Genomic DNA, 18,869 nt, shown 5'->3' with positions numbered 1-18,869 from the left:
GGCACTTTGGCCTCTACGCCTCGGCCCAGGGTGGAGGTCTGCTGGAACAGGCCAGGGCCCTGCTGCCTGCTCCGAAACCCAGAGCCGAGGCGTGTCCAGCCGAAGGCACGGGGCAACGCTGCCCTCATTGTGGTGGTCTGATCCTCTGGCGACCGCTGATGAGTGAAGCCTCCAGGGCACCCCCGGCGGTGATGCCATGACTGTCAGCCTCTCAGCTATCCATCACCTGCACCACGACCTCCACCACGGCGGGACGGCGAAGCCCTGCTATGACGCCAACTCGGTCCAAGCCCCTGCCGGGACTGTCGGGCTCAGCAGTCAGCAATCCCTGGGCGACAGGGGACCTGGCGTCCCCAAAAGTGGATCAGCAGGCGCGATTTCCCCATAGCCCTCGCCCAACTCCCCCGCCGCTCCGGGCTTGTTCAACACCGCATTTCATCGGTGGGGGCTCCGTCTACCTGAGGCAGCCTCGCCCACGCCCCACCGACGAAATGCTCACTGCTTGAAGGGCTTGGTGATGAAGTCATAGGCCCCCCGCTTGAGGGCTTGGATGGCGGCCTCGGTGGTGGCGAAGCCGGTCATGAGGATACAGAAGGTTCGCGGGTCCAGGGTCTGGACAGCGTGCATCAGATCCAGACCGGACTGGCCGCCGGGCATGTTCAAGTCCGTGAAGATGATCGCGAAGTGCTCTTCCTTCACCTTCTCGATGGCTGCCTCGGCGCTCTCGGCCCCCTCGGCCAGATAGCCCAGGGAATCCAGGGCCTCCACCAGCAAAAGGCGGAAGTCAGATTCGTCATCCACGATGAGGACGCGATAGGGCTCCACGGAGGTCTCCAGGACTCCATCCTATCGGACAATCCCCTGCGGGACGCAAGTATGGATTGGATTTGCAGGGCGGCTATTCCAGTAAGGCCTGCATGGCCCGGGAAAACGCGGCCTGAATGTGCTCTGCTGCTATCCCTTTCGGGGGAGAGTGGGCCAGCCTGCGGCCCAACATGCCGGTGATCTCAGTCGCGAGCCAAGCGGAGGCCAGGGCTTCCTCCGGGCAGCGCTGGGCGGTGGGGACCATCGCCTGGGCGAGCGCATAGGCTCCCTTGTGCTCATTCACCATCGCCTCATGCCCCAGGAGATGGGCAAGCTCCGTATCCATGGCATGCATGAGATCCGGGCGTTTGGCGTGCGCAATGAGCAGATCTTCCAGAAGATCTGTAAGCACTCTGGAGGGCGGGAAACACTTCTGCGCCAGACGCTCCATGGCCCTTGCCACGAGACGATGGACTTCGCCCTGGTGCTCGGCAAGGAGGGCGGAGAAGACATCATCCCTTGAAGAGAAATACTGGTAGAGCGATCCGATCGATACCCCGGCTCGTCGGGCGATGGCGTTGGTGGAGGCCGCCAGGTATCCATCTTTTTCAAGGATGCAGGCCGCCGCCTCAAGAATTGCGCTGACGGTCTCCCTGGCTCGGATCTGGGTGGCCCGTTTCCTGGAACCACCCCTGGGAGGAATGTGAGCGTGCCTCTCGGGGTTCTCGACTTCCCCGGGCAGTGGTGGCCGCGCGATGGCCCTGGCTTTCAATTCTTTGGTGCGAGTTCTGGGCACGGTGATGCGAGTCCACAAGGTGAGCGATCACTCGTATTATAACTGGAGCTTTATGGAGAACCCATGGAAAAGCCTTCCCAGCTCTCAGTCCACCACCCCAGCGTCATTCCTGCATGGCTGGTTCCCTTTCTTTCACTGCCCTTCAGGAGGTTGTGGGACAGCCCCCAGCGCATCGTCCTGCCCCTGGTGCGGCCCGGGGACCGCATTCTCGAAGTGGGGCCGGGCTCCGGCTTCTTTACCGTTCCCATGGCCAGGGCCCTTGGCGCAGATGGCCGGGTCTTCTGTGTTGAGCTCCAGGAAGCGGTTCAGCGACGCCTTCGGCGCACTTTGGAGCGACGGGGGCTGCTGGACATCGTGGAGGTGAGGGCGTGCGGCGAGGCCGACCTCAAGGTGAAGGATCTGGAAGGGGCCATGGACTTGGTGGTGGCCATCCATGTCCTCCACGAGATGCCGACACCTGACCGTGCCATTGCCCAGATGGCTTCAGTCCTGCGCCCCGGCGGGAGGCTGTTGGTGCGGGAACCGAAGGGGCACTGCCCCGCCTCCCTTTTCAGGAGCGAGGTGGACTGGGCGATCCAGTCCGGCCTCAGCCTTGTCCCCCATCCTGAGGGAAATAGGACGGGGGCCTGCGTGGCGTTGTTCGAAAAGCGTTAGGGCTACTGGACCGCCTCCGCTTCGACCTGAAGCTCCCCGTTGCGGACCGCCAGTTTGGCCATCGCTCCAGGCTCCAGCTTGCCGGTGAGGATCAGGCGGGAGAGCGGGTTGACCACCACCTGCTGGATGAGGCGCTTGAGGGGCCGGGCGCCGAGTTGGGCGTCAAAGCCCTCCCTGGCCAGCCATTCCAGGGACTCCGGGGGAGCCTCCAGGCCGATACGCTTCTCGGCGAGGATTTCTTCGACCCGCCGGAGCTGGATCTGGGCTACGGCCACCATGTCCTCCTGGGCCAGGGCCCGGAAGGTGACAACTTCGTCGATGCGGTTCAGGAACTCAGGCCGGAAGTGCTTTCGGAGAGATGCCTGGATCTCCTTCTGGGCCTTGTCCACCTCGCCCCCCGCCTCGAAGATGGCACTGGAGCCCACATTGCTGGTCATGAGCACCACGGTGTTGCGGAAGTTCACGGTGCGTCCCTTGCCATCCGTCAGGCGGCCATCCTCCAGCACCTGGAGAAAGATGTCGAAGATCCGGGGGTGGGCCTTTTCCATCTCGTCCAGGAGGATCACGGCGTAGGGGCGGCGGCGCACGGCCTCGGTCAGGCGACCCCCCTCTTCGTAGCCGATGTAGCCCGGGGCTGCACCGATGAGCCGGGTGGCGTCGGCCTCGTGGGTGAATTCACTCATGTCGATGCGGACCATGGCGTTTTCGTCGTCGAAGAGGAACTCCGCCAGGGCCCGGGCCACCTCGGTCTTTCCCACGCCCGTGGGGCCCAGGAAGAGGAAGGAGCCGATGGGACGCTTGGTGTCCGAGAGCCCCGCCCGGTTGCGGCGCAGGGCATCGCTGATGGCCCGGAGGGCGGGCTCCTGTCCCACGACCCGCTGGTGCAGGCGCTCCTCCATGTGGAGGAGCTTCTGGATCTCGCCCTCCACCAGCTTGGAGACAGGGATGCCGGTCCACTTCGAGACCACGGCGGCGATGTCCTCCTCGCCCACCTCCAGGCGCAGCATGGCGCCGTCGACGTTCCCGGCCCCCGCGATCTGCTTCTCCAGGGCCGGGATCTCGCCATATTCCAGGCGGGAGGCCCGCTCGTATTCGCCCCGAGTCTTGGCCTGTTCCAGTTCGATGCGGAGGTCGTCCAGGTGCTTCTGGACGCCCCGGGTTTCTTCGATGCGCTTCTTCTCGTTCTCCCACTGGGCACGAAGGGCAGCCAGCTCCTCGTTCAGCTCTGCCAGATCTTTCTCCAGCTCCTGGAGTCTGGCCCTGGAAACGGTATCCTTCTCCTTGGCCAGGGCGTGGCGCTCGAGCTGAAGCTGCATCTCTCGGCGTTCCCGGACATCGATCTCCAGGGGGCGGCTGTCGATCTGCATCCGGACGCTGGAGGCAGCCTCATCCATGAGGTCCACGGCCTTGTCCGGCAGGAAGCGGTCGGCGATGTAGCGACGGCTGAGCTGGACGGCCTCCACCAGGGCGGCATCCCGGATCCGCACGCCGTGGTGCAGTTCGTAGCGCTCCTTCAGGCCCCGCAGGATGCTGATGCTGTCCTCGATGGAGGGCTCGTCCACGAAGACCGGCTGGAATCGCCGTTCCAGGGCGGCGTCCTTCTCGATGTGCTTCTTGTATTCGTTCAGGGTCGTGGCGCCGATGCAGCGCAGTTCGCCCCGGGCCAGGGCAGGCTTGAGCAGGTTGGCGGCGTCCATGGAGCCTTCGGCGCTGCCCGCTCCCACCAGGAGGTGCAGTTCGTCGATGAAGAGGACGATGCGGCCCTCGGAGGCCTCGATCTCCTGGATGACGCCCTTCAATCGTTCCTCGAACTGGCCCCGATACTGGGTGCCCGCCACCAGGAGACCCATGTCTAGGCCCATGAGGCGAATGCCCTTGAGGCTTTCGGGAACATCCTTCTTGACGATGCGCTGGGCCAGGCCCTCCACGATGGCGCTCTTGCCGACGCCGGGTTCGCCGATGAGGACGGGATTGTTCTTGGTGCGCCGGGAGAGCACCTGGAGAACCCGGCGGATCTCTTCGTCCCGGCCAATGACGGGGTCCAGCTTGCCCTGTTCAGCCAGGGCGGTGAAGTCCTTGGCGTATTTCTCCAGGGAGGCGAACTTGTCCTCGGCCCGCTCGTCCTCGACCCGGGCCCCCTTTCGGGATTCCCGGATGGCGGTCTCCAGCTTCTTCCGCTCCAGGTCGAAGCGCTCCAGGAGTTTCCGGATATCCGTGTGGGCATTGGCGAAGGCCAGGAGCATGGCGTCCGTGGCTACGAAGCGGTCCCCCAGGCCCCGGGCGGTGTCGCTGGCCAGTTCCAGGAAGTTGCGCAGGGCAGGGCCGACCTGGGGCTCGGAACCGCCGATGGCCTTGGGCAGGCGATCCACCAGATCCTCCGCAGCATCCAGGAGTCCCTGCTGGGATTCCGCTGCCAGCCCGGCCCGCTCCAGGACAGGGCGCAGCCCGGCCTCCGGACCCATCAGGGCGAGGAACAGGTGCTGGGGCAGCAGTTCTGCGTGGGGCCCTGCAATGGCCTTGCTTCGGGCCGCAACCAGGGCTTCGTTGGCCTTCTGTGTCAGGGAGAGCATGGACATGGCTCGCCTCCTGATTTCAGGATAGGGTGGACATGATGCTTGTCAACTAAGATTTTTTGACTGTATCCATCACTATGTTTGTATGTAATTGTTTTTTCATCCTTCCATCCTGCCTATCCTGTTAAAAAGCAGGGAACAGGGTAGGCAGGATGGGCAGGATAAAAGCAGGTGATTGGTTGCAATATATATAGATTTTATTCTAATATCCATCCCCGTCGGCGGCGGCCTTGATCTTGCCGCGATGGATCCGGAAGAGGTTTGCGAAGTAGCAGAGCACGATGACAAAGCCGATGAACCACCAGCCCAGGCCTGAACTCAGGCCGTGGGAGCTCGCGGAGCTGTTGAGGGCCGTCATGTCATAGGCTGGATCCAAGGTGGAGCGCAGCATGACTGGCCAGACGCAGGCAGCGCTGGTGGCCAGGATCCCGATGATGAACGCCCCGGAGCCAAGGAAGGCCAACAGGAAACGCTCCTTGCGGATGCCTGTGAACACCAGGGCCAATCCCGCCAGATAGACGATGAAGAAGAGCCAGGCCAGGGGGGCGTGGGGGAAGGCGCTGAAGATGCGGGGATTGACGGTCCGGGTGGCCACTGTGGAAAGCAGCCAAAGCAGGATCACCAGAGGCCAGAGGAGCCGGGCGGCCCCTTTGACCCGTTCGTGGACCGGGCCCTCGGTCTTCCAGGCCAGGAAGAGGGCGCCGTGGGCGGCGATGGTCACCAGGGCGAAGACCCCGATGAGGACCGTGAACCAGTCCAGGATGCCCACCGGGTTGGATACGCCGAAGCTGGTGAAGAGGGGGATGTTGAAATACCCCGTGCCATCCACGGGCACTCCCCTCAGCACATTGCCCAGGGCCGCCCCCAGGAGAATGGGCATCAGGATGCTGGCGAAGGCGAAGACGCCATCCCAGAACCCACGCCATAATCCGTCCTGGATGTGGCTGCGGAATTCGATGGAGATGCCGCGCAGGATCAGGGTCCATACCACCATGAACATGGCCAGGTAGAAGCCGGAGAAGCCGGAGGCCAGGACCTTGGGGAAGGCCAGGAACATGGCCCCACCCCCCGCCAGGAGCCACACCTCGTTGCCGTCCCAGAGGGGGCCGATGGCTCCCAGAACCTCCCGGCGTTCGGTATCGCTCTTCGCGACGAAGAGGTGCAGGATGCCTGCGCCGAAGTCAAAGCCGTCCATCACGACGTAGATTGCGACCATTACGGATACAAGCCAGAACCAGAGCATTTCCATGATTGCCTCCCTACTTGGCCGCAGTGTGATGGGGGCCCTGGAAGACCTCCCGCATCACCAGGAAAACGAAAAGAAGCCCCAGGACCACGTAGAGCCCGGCGAATCCCAAGGACGTGAACACGGCCTGCCCCGGGTGGACCAGATGGCTCGGTCCCTGGCTGGTGCGGAAGAGTCCATAGATGAGCCAGGGCTGACGTCCCATCTCTGCCACCATCCACCCCGCCGTGTTGGCGATGAAGGGGAAGGGGAAGGCCAGCATGAGGAGCCAGAGGACGGGCTTGGCTCCATCCAATTTCTTTTTCCAGAGGAGCAGGGCAGAGATCAGCATGAGGGCGATGAAGAGGGTGCCCAGGCCCGCCATGATGTGGAAGCTGTAGTAGAGCAGTTCGATGCTGGTGGGCCACTGATCCTCGGGGAACTCATTGAGGCCCTTGACGTTGCTGCTGAAGGTGCCGTAGGCGATGAAACTGAGGACCCCCGGCATCTGGATGGGGTTCTCCAGCTTCCGCTTTGCCACCTCCGGCTGGCCTATGAAGCTGAGCTCCGCGAAGGTGCCGCTATGGAAGCGTCCTTCCATGGCCGCCAGCGTCACTGGCTGATACTTGGCCACCACCTTGCCCTGCATGTCCCCGGTGGGGAAGGCCACGAGGATACTGGCCAGGAGGGCTGTGATGACACCAACCTTCAGGTTCAGGCGGGCGTGCTCGCTGTGGGTCTTTCTGAGGGTCCAGAAGGCCCCCACCGCCGCCACCACGAATGCGCCGGTTACCACTGCGCCCATCATGTTGTGCATGTACTGGACGATGGCCCATGGATTCAGGACGAAGCGCCAGAAAGAGGCCAGTTGGAGGGTGCCGTCTGGTCCCACGGTGTAGCCCACGGGGTGTTGCATGAAGGCGTTGGTGGCGATGATGAAATAGCCCGAGAGCCAGCTCCCGATGAAGAGGGCCCAGGCGGCGGCGTAGTGCGCCCCGGCGCTGATCTTCTTCTCGCCCCAGACCAGGAGGGCCAGGAAGGAGCTCTCCAGGAAGAAGGCGAACATGCCCTCCATGGCCAGGGTCTGGCCGATGACGCCTCCCGAATGGCGACTGAACTGGGCCCAGTTGGTGCCGAACTGGAACTCCATGGGGATTCCCGTCACGACGCCCACCGCGAAGCTGATGCCGAAGACCCGGATCCAGAAGCGCGCAAGTTCCTGGTATCGCTCGTTGTGTGTCCGCCTCGCGAGAGTCTTGAGCACGACGATGAGCAGGGCCAAGCCCATGGTGAGCTGGGGGAATAGGTAGTGGAAGGCCGCCGTAAATCCGAACTGGAGGCGATGCCAGAACAAGAGGTCACCCATGGAGCACTCCTTGTGAGGGGGGGCAGGAATCGATATGCATATGTCGAGTTGGATGCCGGATCCAGAAGATCGTCCCTGAATTTAAGTCGTTCTGGAAGCTCACGCCGAGCTTCCTAACGCTCAGGGGGGTGAAGGACGAAATACTTCAGTCCGAGGTGGGTGCGACCGATCTATTCCCCGAGTATCAAAAGGACAGTGTGAAGGCGACTTTTCCACCGGAGTGCCCCATGAAGGATCTCTCCCATCCCGTCGTCGAAATCGATTGGCAATTTCCGCTGCTTTTCCTGGTCATGGCCCTGATCGCCATCATGTATCTGGCGGCTTGAGCTTGGCTTGTGCAGCCCGGCATGGGTGCCGTGAGAGGGGTGCCGCCTTGTCGACGCTACGGGTGGGGATACCTACTTGCCCTGGAATCCTGAATTGCCCGTCCATGTTGGATTTGCTATACTTGCAGGCTCGTCGGGGCGTGGCGCAGCCTGGTAGCGCATCTGCTTTGGGAGCAGAGGGTCGAAGGTTCGAATCCTTTCGCCCCGACCAATAGAAACAATGCTTTACGTGACCTTCCCCCACCGGGAAGGTCGTTTTGTTTTGCGTTTTCTACTCCCGTTCTACTCAATGGATCCTTTGAATTGCCTCGTATCTTCTTTCTCTTCTTCTTTTTTCGGAAAAAGGGAAGGTTGCGTCCGAAACGTACGGAATGTCCGAGGACCAGTGTTGGCGCGAGCTTGCCGCCGGACATTACCCTGGCTCCCCTCCGAGTGGCCACGGACATTGCAACAGCCATTGGTGGGATTTGAGAAAACGCTGAATTCCACATTTTCGAATGTACTTTGAGGATGGCCGGGGCGTCACGAGTCTAAACTCAGAGGAACTTCCTCTTACGGACTGCGTCCCCCCCCTTCGCGTCCGCATTACTCCAAAGGCTCTTCCGATGGACCTTTGTGCCCTGACCGAATCCGATATCTGCGATCAGTTCATCACCCCTGCCATCCAGGCAGCGGGGTGGGATCCGACCACCCAGATTCGGCGGGAAGTTTCCTACACGGCGGGTCGCATTTGGGTCCGTGGGCGCATCGCTTCCCGAAGCAAGAAGCGCAAGCGGGCTGACTATGTGCTGTATTTCCGTGCGGGCATTCCCCTGGCGGTGGTGGAAGCCAAGGATGCCAACCGCGCCCTCGGGGCCGGGATGCAGCAGGCCATCGACAACGCTGCCTATAGGACCCTGGCCAGCCTGGACACTCTGAATGCCAGCGCCAAGCTGCGCCATCTCAGGGATCTGGGCCTGCTGGAACAGAAGGGCAAGGGCTCGGCGACCCACTACATCGCCGCTGGTCCCCTGGCGGGGGCCCCCCAACCTGACAAGCCCCAGGCCCTATCCGACATGTCCCAGGCCTTACCTGATATGCCCCCGCCCTTACCTGATATGTCCGACCCGGAACCTGACATCCTGGCGGAGATGCCCCGGTCACTTCGGGCCAAGGTCCAAGCCCTGCCCCAGCGGGTCAAACTGGAGGACCTGCAGCGCCTGGTCCTTGAACTCTCCGCGTGGCGGGAACTGGAGCCCCAGAAGCTGGCCAGGATCCTGGACCGGAATCTGACCTACCTCCGGGAGAACCTCTTCTACCCCCTGATCGAGGTGAAGCGCCTGGAGTTCCGCTACCCCGAGAGCCCCCGCCACCCCCGCCAAGCCTATCGCACCGCCCCAGGGGCCCTGAAGGAGGAGGAATGAACGAACTGTCCACCTACAAGGGCTTCCTCGTCGAGATCCGTGCAGAGATCCAGAAGACCCAGCTCCGGACAGCCTCAACCCTGCATCGGGAACTGATCCTTCTCTACTGGAACCTGGGTCTGCGTCTGTTGGACATCCAGCAGAGCCAGCCCTGGGGCTCGGGTGTGATCCCTCGGCTCGCCCGGGACCTCAAGAACGAGATGCCGGAGGTGAAGGGCTTTGGTGAGCGGAATCTCACCAACATGGCAGCCTTCGCATCTGAATATGGGGCCCCTCCAATTCCGCAACAGCTTGTTGCGGAATTGTTGACCACCCCAGAAACGCCTCTGGAGACCCTGGTTCTCCACCTGCCCTGGGGTCACAACCTCCTCCTCATGCAGAAGGTGAAGGACCGGGAGCAGCGGCGCTGGTATGTCATCCAGACGGTGACCCAGGGCTGGAGCCGGAATGTGCTGGGCCTCCAGATAGCCTCGCGGCTTCACGAGCGCACGGGCCAAGCCATCACCAACTTCCCCCTCACGCTGCCCCCCGTCCATAGCGATCTGGCCCAGCAGACCCTCAAGGATCCCTACCTCTTCGACTTCCTGACCCTGGACAAGGACTTCCGCGAACGGGAGTTGGAAGTTGGCCTCGTGCGGCATCTGGAGCGTTTCCTGCTGGAATTAGGGCTGGGCTTCGCCTTCGTGGGGCGCCAAGTGCCCCTCGCCATCGGCAACGATGACTTCTACGTGGATCTGCTGTTCTACCACCTGAAGCTCCGCTGCTTCGTGGTCATCGAGCTGAAGCGCGGTGCCTTCAAGCCCGAATATGCGGGGAAGCTGAACTTCTACCTCAACGCCGTGGACGACCTGATGCGCCACCCTGGGGACGCCCCCACCATCGGCCTCATCCTTTGCCAGGACCGCAACGCTGTGGTGGCCGAGTACGCCCTGCGTGGCGTGGACAAGGCCATTGGCGTCTCCGAGTACCAGCTCACCCAGGCCCTTCCCAATGACCTGGCCAGCAGTCTGCCGACCATCGAGACGCTGGAGGCCGAGCTGAGTGGCGAAGGGAGCGAGGCATGACCCCCCATGACCTCCTGGGGAATTTCGAAACCCTGGCCGAAGCCCCCAACGGCATCCAGCGCCTGCGGGAACTGGTGCTGGAATTGGCCGTGCGCGGGAAGCTGGTGGAGCAGGACCCGGGGGATGAACCGGCGAGTGAGTTGCTGAAACGGGCGAAGGATCCCAAATCCAAGCTATCCGGCTCCGGTCGACAGGGCCGTAGTGTTTCAACCCCCGCAACGACAGAGGCGTCATTCGATCTTCCTCTCGGGTGGCTGTCCACCACCTGGATATCTAGCATGGCCCACTGGCTCTATTCCGATACGGAGAAGCGAGCCTCGACTGTCACGAAGGGAGGGTAGCCCTGTCTTCACCGTCCAGGTCAGTCCGCCTCGCCTTGGTCGAGCGCGGTTCAAGGCGCAGGGGCCTCAGCAGCCTGTCTCTACGCATGACAGACCTCGGCCCCAGGAACCCGTTAGGGCGCCTGGGGCCGAGGGATTCAGCCGAAGGGTTCTGGCCTAGAAGAGGTAGAACACGGCGGCGGTGAAGTACTTCTCGCTGTCGGTGGTGGCATCCACCTTATGGGCACCGAAGGAACCGTAGGCGTGCATGTCGACGGTCTTCATGAGGCCGTAGGATGCCTTGAGGATGGTGCGGGGCAGGACGGTGACTTCACCCGCCAGTTCGAAGCCCTTGTGGTTCTCGGCGATGCCGCCGCCGGAGGGGGTGGTCCAGTTGAAGGGGGCGTTCCAGGTCATGGGATTGGCCATGCCCATGCAATCGAAGCCGGCCTCAGCCTTGCGGTACTGGACGGAGAAGCCAGCGGTGCCGGGCATGAAGGGGTTGGCACCCAGGACCTTGACCTTGCCGTAGTAGGCGATGGGGTTTTCGGCCGTCATGTTGGAGTAGTCGGTGTTCAGGAATTCGGCACCATCGGAGTTGTTCTTGGCATACTCGCCGGAAACCGTGAACCACGGCACGTTGTTGGCGACGTACTTGTACTCGGCGCCCAGGGCGTAGGTCTTGTAGTTGCATGCGTCATCTTCGCTGGTGACATCGGCGAAGTAAGAGCCGCAGATGGTCAGGCCGTCGATGGGCATGACCTTGAGGTCGCCGGACACGAAGGTCATGTGGCTGTTCATGGTGTCTTCAAGCACCTGAACGCTGTTGGCGTTGCCGAACTTGGTCACGTAGACTTGGCCGGAGACGTATTTGTTGCCGGCGGTGACGTGGATGCCGTCCATGTAGGGGGAGCCGCCCAGGGTGCCCAGGCCCACGTCGGAGAGGAAGCGGCCCACCTGGATTTCCGCAGGGCCGAACTTGGCGGCCACGTAGGCTTCCTTGACTTCGATGTTGGTCTTGGTGGTGCGACCGCTGAGGTGCTCGGCGCCGAGGATGGCGTGGAAGCGGGTGTGGCCGTCGAACTGGTTGTCCAGGAAGAGGAACATGTTCAGGCGGGTGTTGCTCTTGGCGTCGATGGAGGCGTTGCCGTAACCGGAGGGATCGGCGATGTACTCGCCGTTGGCCAGGGAATCCTCAGCGATGGCACGGGGGTTCTCGGTCCACTCGTAGCGGTACTGCAGGAAGCCGGTGACCTTCAGGCCGGGAGCTTCGGCGGGAGCAGCAGCGAAGCCGGCGGTGGCAAAGCTGAGGGCGCTCAGGAACGCAAGGGACTTTTTCATTACTACCTCACTAGGTTGGGTTGTTGGAACCCAAGGCGGGTCGCCTTGGAGGGTGGGTGGGCGGGTGGGAAGTGTCTGCTGGGACCGGGGAACCGCGGCGCGAGATTAAGGAGGAAATTTCGCGGAACCTTTGAGTGCTTGGCCTCAGTGACCTTGTAGGGCTTTCAATGAGCGGACGCGCGACCCGACGTGCGGTGTTGCTGGGGGTGGGTCTGTCCGATTGGTTGTGATTGACAGCTTCATGGTCTACAAGCGGGTTGGGCCTGTCAACTACTTGTTTTCATCGAGCGTGAAGGCTATAGAATCCCTCTGGATGGGCATCCCGAGTGGGTTGGTCGGCGAAACCGCATGGATTTTCAGAGCTTCCAGCACCCGGTGAGCCTCTTCACAGGGGATTGGAAGCGGGTTGGTTTCCCACCCTCAGGCTTCCACCAGGACTGCCTGCCCAAGGCCGCCGCCGATGCCCAGGGTGGCGATCCCCAGGCCTCCCCCGCGCTGGCGGAGGCGGTGGAGGAGGGCCACGACGATCCGGGCCCCGCTGGCGCCGATGGGGTGTCCCAGGCTGATGGCGCCCCCGGCGCTATTCAGGCGGTCCATGGGCAGATCCAGGGCCTCGGCACAGCACAGGACCTGGGCGGCGAAGGCCTCGTTGATCTCCCAGAGTGCGATGTCCCGGATTCGGAGACCGCACTCCGCGAGCAGCGTGTTGACTGCCGGGATGGGGGCGGCGCCCATTTCCATGGGATCCAGTGCCAGCTCGGTCCAGCCCAGGATCCGGCCCAAGGGCGAGGGGCCCGCCTCCCGGGAGAGGAGCAGGGCCGCCGCGCCATCGGAGAGGGCGGAGGCGTTTCCTGCACTCACCTGCCCCTCGGGGGTGAAGATGGGGGGGAGGGCCTCCAGATCCGCCAGGGTGGCGTCGGGGCGGATGCACTCGTCCCGGTCCAGGAGCGGGTGGGGCAGGTGCTCTGCTGAGAAATCGGCAGCGGCGGCGCGGCGATGGCTCTCCAGGGCGTAGCGGTCAGCCTGGGAGCGGGTGATGCCGTGGGCCTTGGCCAGGTGCTCCACGGTCTCACCCATCAGCAGGCCCGTGAGGGGACAGAGGAGACCGTCCTGGTGCATGACATCTGGAAGGGGCTGATGCCCCAGACGCCATCCCCAGCGAAGGTTCGGCATCAGGTGGGGGTTGTCGGACATGGCTTCGCTGCCCCCGGCCAGGACGGGGCCGCTTTCCCCCAGAAGGAGGTACTGGGCCGCCTGGAAGATGGCCCCCATGCCGGAGCCGCAGGCCATGTTGAGGGTGGTGCCCACGACCTGATGTCCCAGACCGGCCCGAACGGCGATGGTGCGTCCGGGGTTCATGCCCTGGGTGTGGGAGCGGGCCATGCCCCAGCATAGGCGGGTGGGTCTAGGCAGGTCGGGATCTGAAAGCAGGGCCCGGACGGCGGCCTCTCCCAGGGCCACGGCACCCTGACCCGCCAGGGCGCCCCCGAAGCGCCCCTGGGGCAGGCGACCAGCCGCCAGGATGGATAGGGGAAGGGGGAGCTTCATGGCAGGTAATCCTCCGGGGTGGGTTCCCGGGGGCCCAGCACAGGGGTAGGGGGGAACCAGCTGTCCCAGACGGCGACGTGGCGGGCGATCCATTCCCTGAACCAGAATCCCATCCTTCCGTACCAGGGGATATCCCGGGTGTTGGCGGTGACTCCCCAGGCCTCCATGCCCATGCTTCTCGCCAGGAAAAGGGCCCGGGCCATATGGAAGTCCGAGGTGACGACGATGATCCGTCGGATCCCGAAGACCCGCTGGGCCCGCTTGAGGCTGTCGTAGGTCCGCCGACCGGCGTAGTCGCTGATGACGTGGGTGGGCGGCACATCCTGCTTGAGCAGCCAGCGGCGCATGGCCTGGGGCTCATTGTAGTAGATGGAGCGGTTGTCGCCGGAGACCAGGATCCAGGGGGCCTTGCCGCTCTGGAAGAGGTAGAGGGCGGTCTTCAGGCGTTCCAGAAGCACCGGCGAGGGCTCCTTTCCAGGGAGGACCCCGGCTCCCAGCACGAGCGCCGGAGATCCTGGGCTGGGCATATCACCGGGCAGGAGCACCCGTCCCCGGGACACCCAGGGGAACCAAATGCCTATCCAAAGCAGATCCAACAGGAGGAGCAGGCCCAGCGCCAGCGCGATGCGGAGCCAGGGCCCCCTTCTGAGAGTGGATAAAGCAATGAAGCGCATCGTGAGTTAGCATAGACCCTTGCCCTCCTGGGTCCCAAACCGTCCGTTTCTCCTCGTGAGTGTTCCTAGATGACGAAGCCCCTCGCCCCACACGCCTCCCGGTCCCATCGCCCGGGCCTCTGGCTTCCCGCCCTGGCCCTCGTGCTGGCGGCTCCGGGGTGCTACCACGCCACCGGCATTCAGCGTTCCACCCCCGTGGCGGAAGAGATTCCCAGCACTGGCGGGGATCGCGTGCCGGGGCTCAAGTCCGCCGCCGGGCCTGGGGACTACTTCCTCGGCAACGATGCGGTGTCGATGGCTGTGGACGGGATTCCCTATGGCGGGAGCGGTGTGCCCATTGCCGGGGCCCTGTCCGGTGGCAGCATCGTGGACGCGGGCTATGTCGCCTTGAACACCAGCTACAAGCGCACCTCCATGCCTTCGGACCTGGTGGAAAGGCTGACGCCGGTGGTGAACCAGGACCCGAACCTCCAGATGGTCTTTGATACCTTCACCGTTTCCAATTCGGGCAGCAGTTCCAGCCTGGTGATGACCGGCGGAATCTGCAATGTGAGCACCGGGGTCCGCATGGATGGCGTGGCGGTGACCCACACGATCTCCCTGGGGGAGACGGACCGTTTCTTCCTGCTGGAGACCACCGTGACCAACAACACGGGCTCCGTTGTGGCCATCAAGAACATCGGGGACTATCTCCTGCAGAAGGGCGGGGGGTACCGCTTCAACATCCCGGCCACCGCGAAGAACGCTGATGGCACTGCCCTGAGCACCTGGGGCGTCGAGATCCCCGGGACCACCGATTTCAGCATCCTCAACAGCGTCCGGGCCCCCATGGTGGGCCTCATGGGCGTGGAGCCCGCCGCACCGACCTACGACGCCCACACCAGCCTGGGCTTCCTGCCGGTGGATGACGATGAGGACTACCTCCTGGTGTCCTGCCCGGAGGCCCAGAACTCCCTTTCGGACACCCGCCCGAAGTTCCCTTCGGCACTGGTGGTGGGCAAGCCCGCCCTTTCCACGGATAGCGGCCTCGCCAACGGGGCCTCCCTGACCTACCGCCGCAGGCTCTACGCCGAAGGCGGGAGTTCGCTGGTGGGGGCTGCGGCGACGAAGTACTACGCCTACAACTACCCCAACCAGGCCACGGGGATCTTCAACCGGATGACCAAGGATCGCGCCACGTTGCGCGGCACCGGTGCCGGATGGGTCGCCTTCCAGACCTCCGGAAGCGCCGTGCGCTACGGGGGAGCCCCCACCGAGATCCGCATCGAGGATCTGAGCGGCAACCTGGTCCGGACCGAGTGGCTGGAGCCCCAGGAGTGCCTGTCCACGACCCTGGCCACCAATCCCCGTCTGTGGTTCTTCCTGCCCGTGGGCACCTACCGGATCAAGCTCCAGAGCCAGCAGCCGAACCAGTGGAGTCCAGCCGATTACTCGATGACTTCCTTCGCCAGCACCTTCACGTCCTTCTCCAACTCCAACGACGAGGATTACCCCGAGGTGAAGGTCCCTCTCCTGGTCCAGGACGACCCCAACGATGGGGATCGGGAGGAGTCCAGCACCAGCGACTTCATCATCAGCAATGCCGTCCTGTGCTCCGAATACGATTGGATCGTGAGTTCGGGTTCGCAATCCGTGACGGACACCGCCTTCCCGAGCGTGTCCCTGTACGCCATTGAGCGGAACGCCCCCGAGGGCCACCTCCAGCCCCTGCGCTGGACGATCCAGGGCAATTCGGTGCCCGATCCGGACATGAGGCGCACCCGTTCCCTGGGGAGCATCTACGACACCTCCACCAAGGCCAAGGGCATCTCCGGAGCGAACTACGGCTGCTACGCCTTCGGCGAGGGGAACCAGGCCTTTGGCACTGGCTTCAAATCCGACGCGCCCTTCGTCGCCTCCCTCATCAAGGGCGACTACACCCTATTCGCCACCCGGGGCCCCCTGAGCCTGCTCCAGTCGCGGGATATCACGGTTTCCACCACCAGCACCAATTCCTACACCTTCATCATCTTCCCGGCGACCCTGCCCACGGGCTGGACCACCTTCGACATGCCGGGCCCCTCCATGGCCTCCACCGGTGGCCTGCTCCCTGCCGAGAAGCTTTCGGGCGCTCTGGCTGAGGGGATTCAGGTGGTGGCAAACACGGAAGAGGATCTGCTCACGGACTCCACGGACCTGCGGGACGAATTCCGCATGGAGTTCACGGATGACGATGTCAGTGATGAGCAGCGCACGGCGGTGGGGGATGATCCCTTCGTGGTGCCGGCCCGCAGCTCGGACCTGAGCGGAATGGCCGTGGGCAACTACGGGGTGGCGACGGCCCTCTTTACGCCGGATCCCACCACGGCCCGCAACCGGGGAGCCCGCTTGCCGAACAACTGGACGCTTGCGGACTTCATCAAGCAGGCGGAGGGAAGCTACCAGGTGATCAACCGCCCCAGGGGACCGAAGGGACTGTTTGCAGCCCAGAACCCCAGCAGTGCGGTCAAGATCACCGATGCTTGGCTCTCGGGGGTTGGCACCTACTCCTTCGGCACCAGGAATGGTGACTTCGATGCCATCGAGCTGATCTCGGCCCAGGCGATGAGCGATCTGGGGAGCGTCACGGCCTGGTTCACGGAATTCAAGGCTGTTCGGGCCGACTGGTTCTCCCTCCTCAACGGGCAGACTCCTGCCAGCTTCACCAAGGCCCTGGGGCTGTCTTCCTCCGCGTACACCAAGGACACCCCCGTGGGCCTGGGCAGGACTTACCTCAAGACCGCTGCCTATTCCACGTCCAACACCTCCGGCTTCACGCAGGACAACCTTGTGCCCATCCAGGACGCCCTCCAGGCCGGGGCCGCCGTGGCCTCCACGGGGCCCTTCGTGGACGTAAGCGTGGGGAGCGTGGGCTTGGGGGGGCTGGTCAGCGGCTCCGGAAGCACGGTTCAGCTGACGGTGACCGTCATGGCCGGGGACTGGGTGCCGGTGGATGAGATCCGCATCGTGGTGAACGGCACGGTGGTGACCACCCACACCTTCGGGCCAGCTCCTGCCTCATACGGATGGGCTCAGGATACTTCGGACACCCGCAAGTGGACCCATGCCTTCAACGTGACGCTTAGTGGTGACAGCTGGATTGTGTTGGAAGGGGGGGTTCCCCTGGCCACCACCGGCGCCTACGCGCCCTCTACCTACCCAGCCTGGAACAAGATCATGAAGGGGATCTATCCCGTCGCCGTCACCAACCCGATCTTCTGCGATACCGATGGTCTCGGCTATGTGGCTCCCGGGAACAACTGATGGGGACTGACTGGCTGCCGGAACGTCTCCCGGAGGACGTGGACGCCGAGCGGGCGCTGCTGGCGACCTGCTGCGCCCCGGGTGCCGAAACTGCCGCCTCGGAGATCGTCTTCCATCTCACGGAGGATGACTTCGTCCATCCGGGCCACCGGGCGGTCTTCAAGGCGCTGCGGGGGCTCATCGAAGAGCAGATCGAGGTCAATGCCCTCACCCTCAAGGACTTCCTGGACCAGAACGGGGACCTGAACCGCATCGGGGGCTATACCGGCCTGGTGGAGCTGCTGAGCTCCGAGGAGGTGGGGCGTCCCCAGGTGCTGGCGGATCTCCTCTCCCGCAAGCGCAAGCACCGCCAGCTCATCCGTCTCGGGGCCCAGCTCGTGCGGCAGGCCGCCGAGGAGGAGGCCGCCCCCGAAACCCTGGTGGAGCAGGTGGCCTCGGACCTCTTCCGCCTCTCCCAGGCCCGGGAACGCAAGGGGCTGGAGCACGTCGCCGACGTGGCCAAGGAGGCCTTCGAAAACCTCATGGATCGCCTGGAAGGGCGGGGCTCCACCGGCCTGAGGGTGGGCTTCTCCCGCCTGGACGCCATCACCCAGGGCTTCCAGCCCGGCAACCTCATCGTGCTGGCTGCCCGTCCAGGCATCGGCAAGACCGCCCTGGCCCTCAACTGGCTGCTTCGGTCCTCCCTCTACCACGGGGGCCATGCCGCCTTCTTCTCCCTGGAAATGTCCAAGGAGGAGGTCTTCAACCGCCTCCTCTCCGCCCATTCCTCCATCAACCTCCGATCCGTCCTCGCGGGCAACTTCACGGACGAGATCCAGGCCCGGCTGCTGCGGGCCCGGGATGAGCTGCTGGAACTGCCCCTCTTCATCAACGATCAGGCGGCCATCACGGTGCGGGAGATCACCGCCATGGTGGACCGTCACCTGGCCCAGGCCAACCAGCGCCTGGATCTGCTCATCATCGACTACCTCCAGCTCCTCAGCTCGCCAGCGGACAGCCGGGCCTCCAAGCAGAACGAAGCCACCCGCGTGGGCGAGCTCAGCCGAGGCCTCAAGCTCCTGGCCAAGGATCGCGGGATTCCCGTGGTGATCCTCTCCCAGCTCAACCGTGAGGTCGAACACCGCCAGGGTGGTCTTCCCCAGCTCTCGGATCTGCGAGACTCCGGCGCCATCGAGCAGGATGCTGACATGGTGATGTTCATCCACCGCAGGATGAGGCCCAAGGAGGAGGGGGAGGAGGACGACCGTTCCGCCGAGCTCATTCTGGCCAAGCACCGCAACGGCGAACTGGGCAAGATCCCCCTCTACTTCGAAGGTGAGTTCGCCCGCTACCGCGAGATGGAGCGGGAGACCCACGGGGACTTCTGATCCGTATCGCTCCGCCTGAAAGATTGAAAGAGTAAACACAGAGGGCACAGAGGTTCAAAAGAGAGGGCACAGAGGGAATCAAAGACCGGCTGGGATGCGACGGCAAATCACGAACTCAGCAGCCTT

General features: G+C 63.7%; 13 protein-coding genes, 1 tRNA gene and 2 pseudogenes. 8 read left to right on the top strand and 8 right to left on the bottom strand.

Translation table 11 applies throughout. The features are described 5' to 3' along the window. A pseudogene (locus HOLFODRAFT_RS25050) lies at positions 1-200 on the top strand (IS91 family transposase); the annotation flags it as partial. A gap of 295 nt (positions 201-495) precedes the next feature. On the opposite strand, the gene HOLFODRAFT_RS0206885 reads toward HOLFODRAFT_RS25050, so the two are convergent. Together HOLFODRAFT_RS0206885 and HOLFODRAFT_RS22760 are read right to left on the bottom strand one after the other, a co-directional pair. Then, positions 496-825, bottom strand: a complete 330-nt coding sequence (locus HOLFODRAFT_RS0206885; RefSeq protein ID WP_005035732.1) for a response regulator — start codon at positions 823-825, stop codon at positions 496-498. Positions 826-898: 73 nt separating this feature from the next. Beyond that, on the bottom strand, positions 899-1,600 hold the full coding sequence (locus HOLFODRAFT_RS22760) for a TetR/AcrR family transcriptional regulator (protein WP_211237938.1): 702 nt from the start codon (positions 1,598-1,600) through the stop codon (positions 899-901). Positions 1,601-1,663: 63 nt separating this feature from the next. Between HOLFODRAFT_RS22760 and HOLFODRAFT_RS0206875 the strand changes: the two genes are divergently transcribed. Then, positions 1,664-2,254, top strand: a complete 591-nt coding sequence (locus HOLFODRAFT_RS0206875) for a class I SAM-dependent methyltransferase (RefSeq protein WP_005035735.1) — start codon at positions 1,664-1,666, stop codon at positions 2,252-2,254. Positions 2,255-2,256: 2 nt separating this feature from the next. Here the strand turns inward: HOLFODRAFT_RS0206875 and HOLFODRAFT_RS0206870 are convergent, their stop codons facing one another. The 3 genes from HOLFODRAFT_RS0206870 to HOLFODRAFT_RS0206860 all read right to left on the bottom strand — a co-directional run bounded on the left by HOLFODRAFT_RS0206870 (position 2,257) and on the right by HOLFODRAFT_RS0206860 (position 7,418). Continuing rightward, positions 2,257-4,830 (bottom strand): ATP-dependent Clp protease ATP-binding subunit, encoded by a 2,574-nt coding sequence (locus HOLFODRAFT_RS0206870; protein WP_005035736.1) that lies wholly within the window; start codon positions 4,828-4,830, stop codon positions 2,257-2,259. A gap of 199 nt (positions 4,831-5,029) precedes the next feature. Next, positions 5,030-6,076, bottom strand: coding sequence for a cytochrome d ubiquinol oxidase subunit II (gene cydB, locus HOLFODRAFT_RS0206865; RefSeq protein WP_005035737.1), 1,047 nt, complete (start codon positions 6,074-6,076; stop codon positions 5,030-5,032). A gap of 10 nt (positions 6,077-6,086) precedes the next feature. Beyond that, entirely contained in the window at positions 6,087-7,418 is a 1,332-nt protein-coding gene (locus HOLFODRAFT_RS0206860) for a cytochrome ubiquinol oxidase subunit I (protein ID WP_005035738.1), read from the bottom strand. 460 nt (positions 7,419-7,878) lie between these two features. Between HOLFODRAFT_RS0206860 and HOLFODRAFT_RS0206850 the strand changes: the two genes are divergently transcribed. From HOLFODRAFT_RS0206850 to HOLFODRAFT_RS0206835, 4 genes and pseudogenes are all read left to right on the top strand, one after another. After that, a tRNA-Pro gene (locus HOLFODRAFT_RS0206850) sits at positions 7,879-7,955 on the top strand. Between the two features lie 394 nt (positions 7,956-8,349). After that, positions 8,350-8,619: pseudogene (locus HOLFODRAFT_RS25775) on the top strand (type I restriction endonuclease subunit R); the annotation flags it as partial. A gap of 524 nt (positions 8,620-9,143) precedes the next feature. Then, a complete protein-coding gene (locus HOLFODRAFT_RS0206840; RefSeq protein WP_005035742.1) occupies positions 9,144-10,211 on the top strand; it encodes a PDDEXK nuclease domain-containing protein in 1,068 nt (355 codons plus the stop codon). Then, entirely contained in the window at positions 10,208-10,552 is a 345-nt protein-coding gene (locus HOLFODRAFT_RS0206835) for a hypothetical protein (protein ID WP_005035743.1), read from the top strand. The genes HOLFODRAFT_RS0206840 and HOLFODRAFT_RS0206835 overlap by 4 nt, the downstream gene beginning before the upstream one ends. Before the next feature lie 156 nt (positions 10,553-10,708). Here the strand turns inward: HOLFODRAFT_RS0206835 and HOLFODRAFT_RS0206830 are convergent, their stop codons facing one another. The 3 genes from HOLFODRAFT_RS0206830 to HOLFODRAFT_RS19835 form a co-directional block, all read right to left on the bottom strand. Continuing rightward, on the bottom strand, positions 10,709-11,872 hold the full coding sequence (locus HOLFODRAFT_RS0206830; RefSeq protein ID WP_005035745.1) for a hypothetical protein: 1,164 nt from the start codon (positions 11,870-11,872) through the stop codon (positions 10,709-10,711). A 420-nt stretch (positions 11,873-12,292) separates the two neighbouring features. Beyond that, on the bottom strand, positions 12,293-13,420 hold the full coding sequence (locus tag HOLFODRAFT_RS0206825; RefSeq protein ID WP_005035746.1) for a thiolase family protein: 1,128 nt from the start codon (positions 13,418-13,420) through the stop codon (positions 12,293-12,295). After that, positions 13,417-13,947 carry a SanA/YdcF family protein gene (locus HOLFODRAFT_RS19835; protein ID WP_158412926.1) on the bottom strand — a complete coding sequence of 177 codons (531 nt, stop codon included), beginning with the start codon at positions 13,945-13,947 and terminating at the stop codon, positions 13,417-13,419. Before HOLFODRAFT_RS19835 ends, HOLFODRAFT_RS0206825 begins: the two co-directional genes overlap by 4 nt. A gap of 216 nt (positions 13,948-14,163) precedes the next feature. On the opposite strand from HOLFODRAFT_RS19835, the gene HOLFODRAFT_RS0206815 reads away from it, so the two are divergent. Together HOLFODRAFT_RS0206815 and dnaB are read left to right on the top strand one after the other, a co-directional pair. After that, positions 14,164-17,376 (top strand): CehA/McbA family metallohydrolase domain-containing protein, encoded by a 3,213-nt coding sequence (locus HOLFODRAFT_RS0206815; protein ID WP_005035750.1) that lies wholly within the window; start codon positions 14,164-14,166, stop codon positions 17,374-17,376. After that, positions 17,376-18,743 (top strand): replicative DNA helicase, encoded by a 1,368-nt coding sequence (gene dnaB, locus HOLFODRAFT_RS0206810; RefSeq protein WP_005035751.1) that lies wholly within the window; start codon positions 17,376-17,378, stop codon positions 18,741-18,743. Before HOLFODRAFT_RS0206815 ends, dnaB begins: the two co-directional genes overlap by 1 nt. Positions 18,744-18,869: the final 126 nt, after the last annotated feature.

It is taken from the genome of Holophaga foetida DSM 6591, from assembly GCF_000242615.2.
Taxonomy (GTDB): Bacteria; Acidobacteriota; Holophagae; order Holophagales; family Holophagaceae; genus Holophaga; species Holophaga foetida.
Note: the sequence above shows the minus strand (reverse complement) of the source record. Positions and strands in the feature narration are given on the sequence as shown.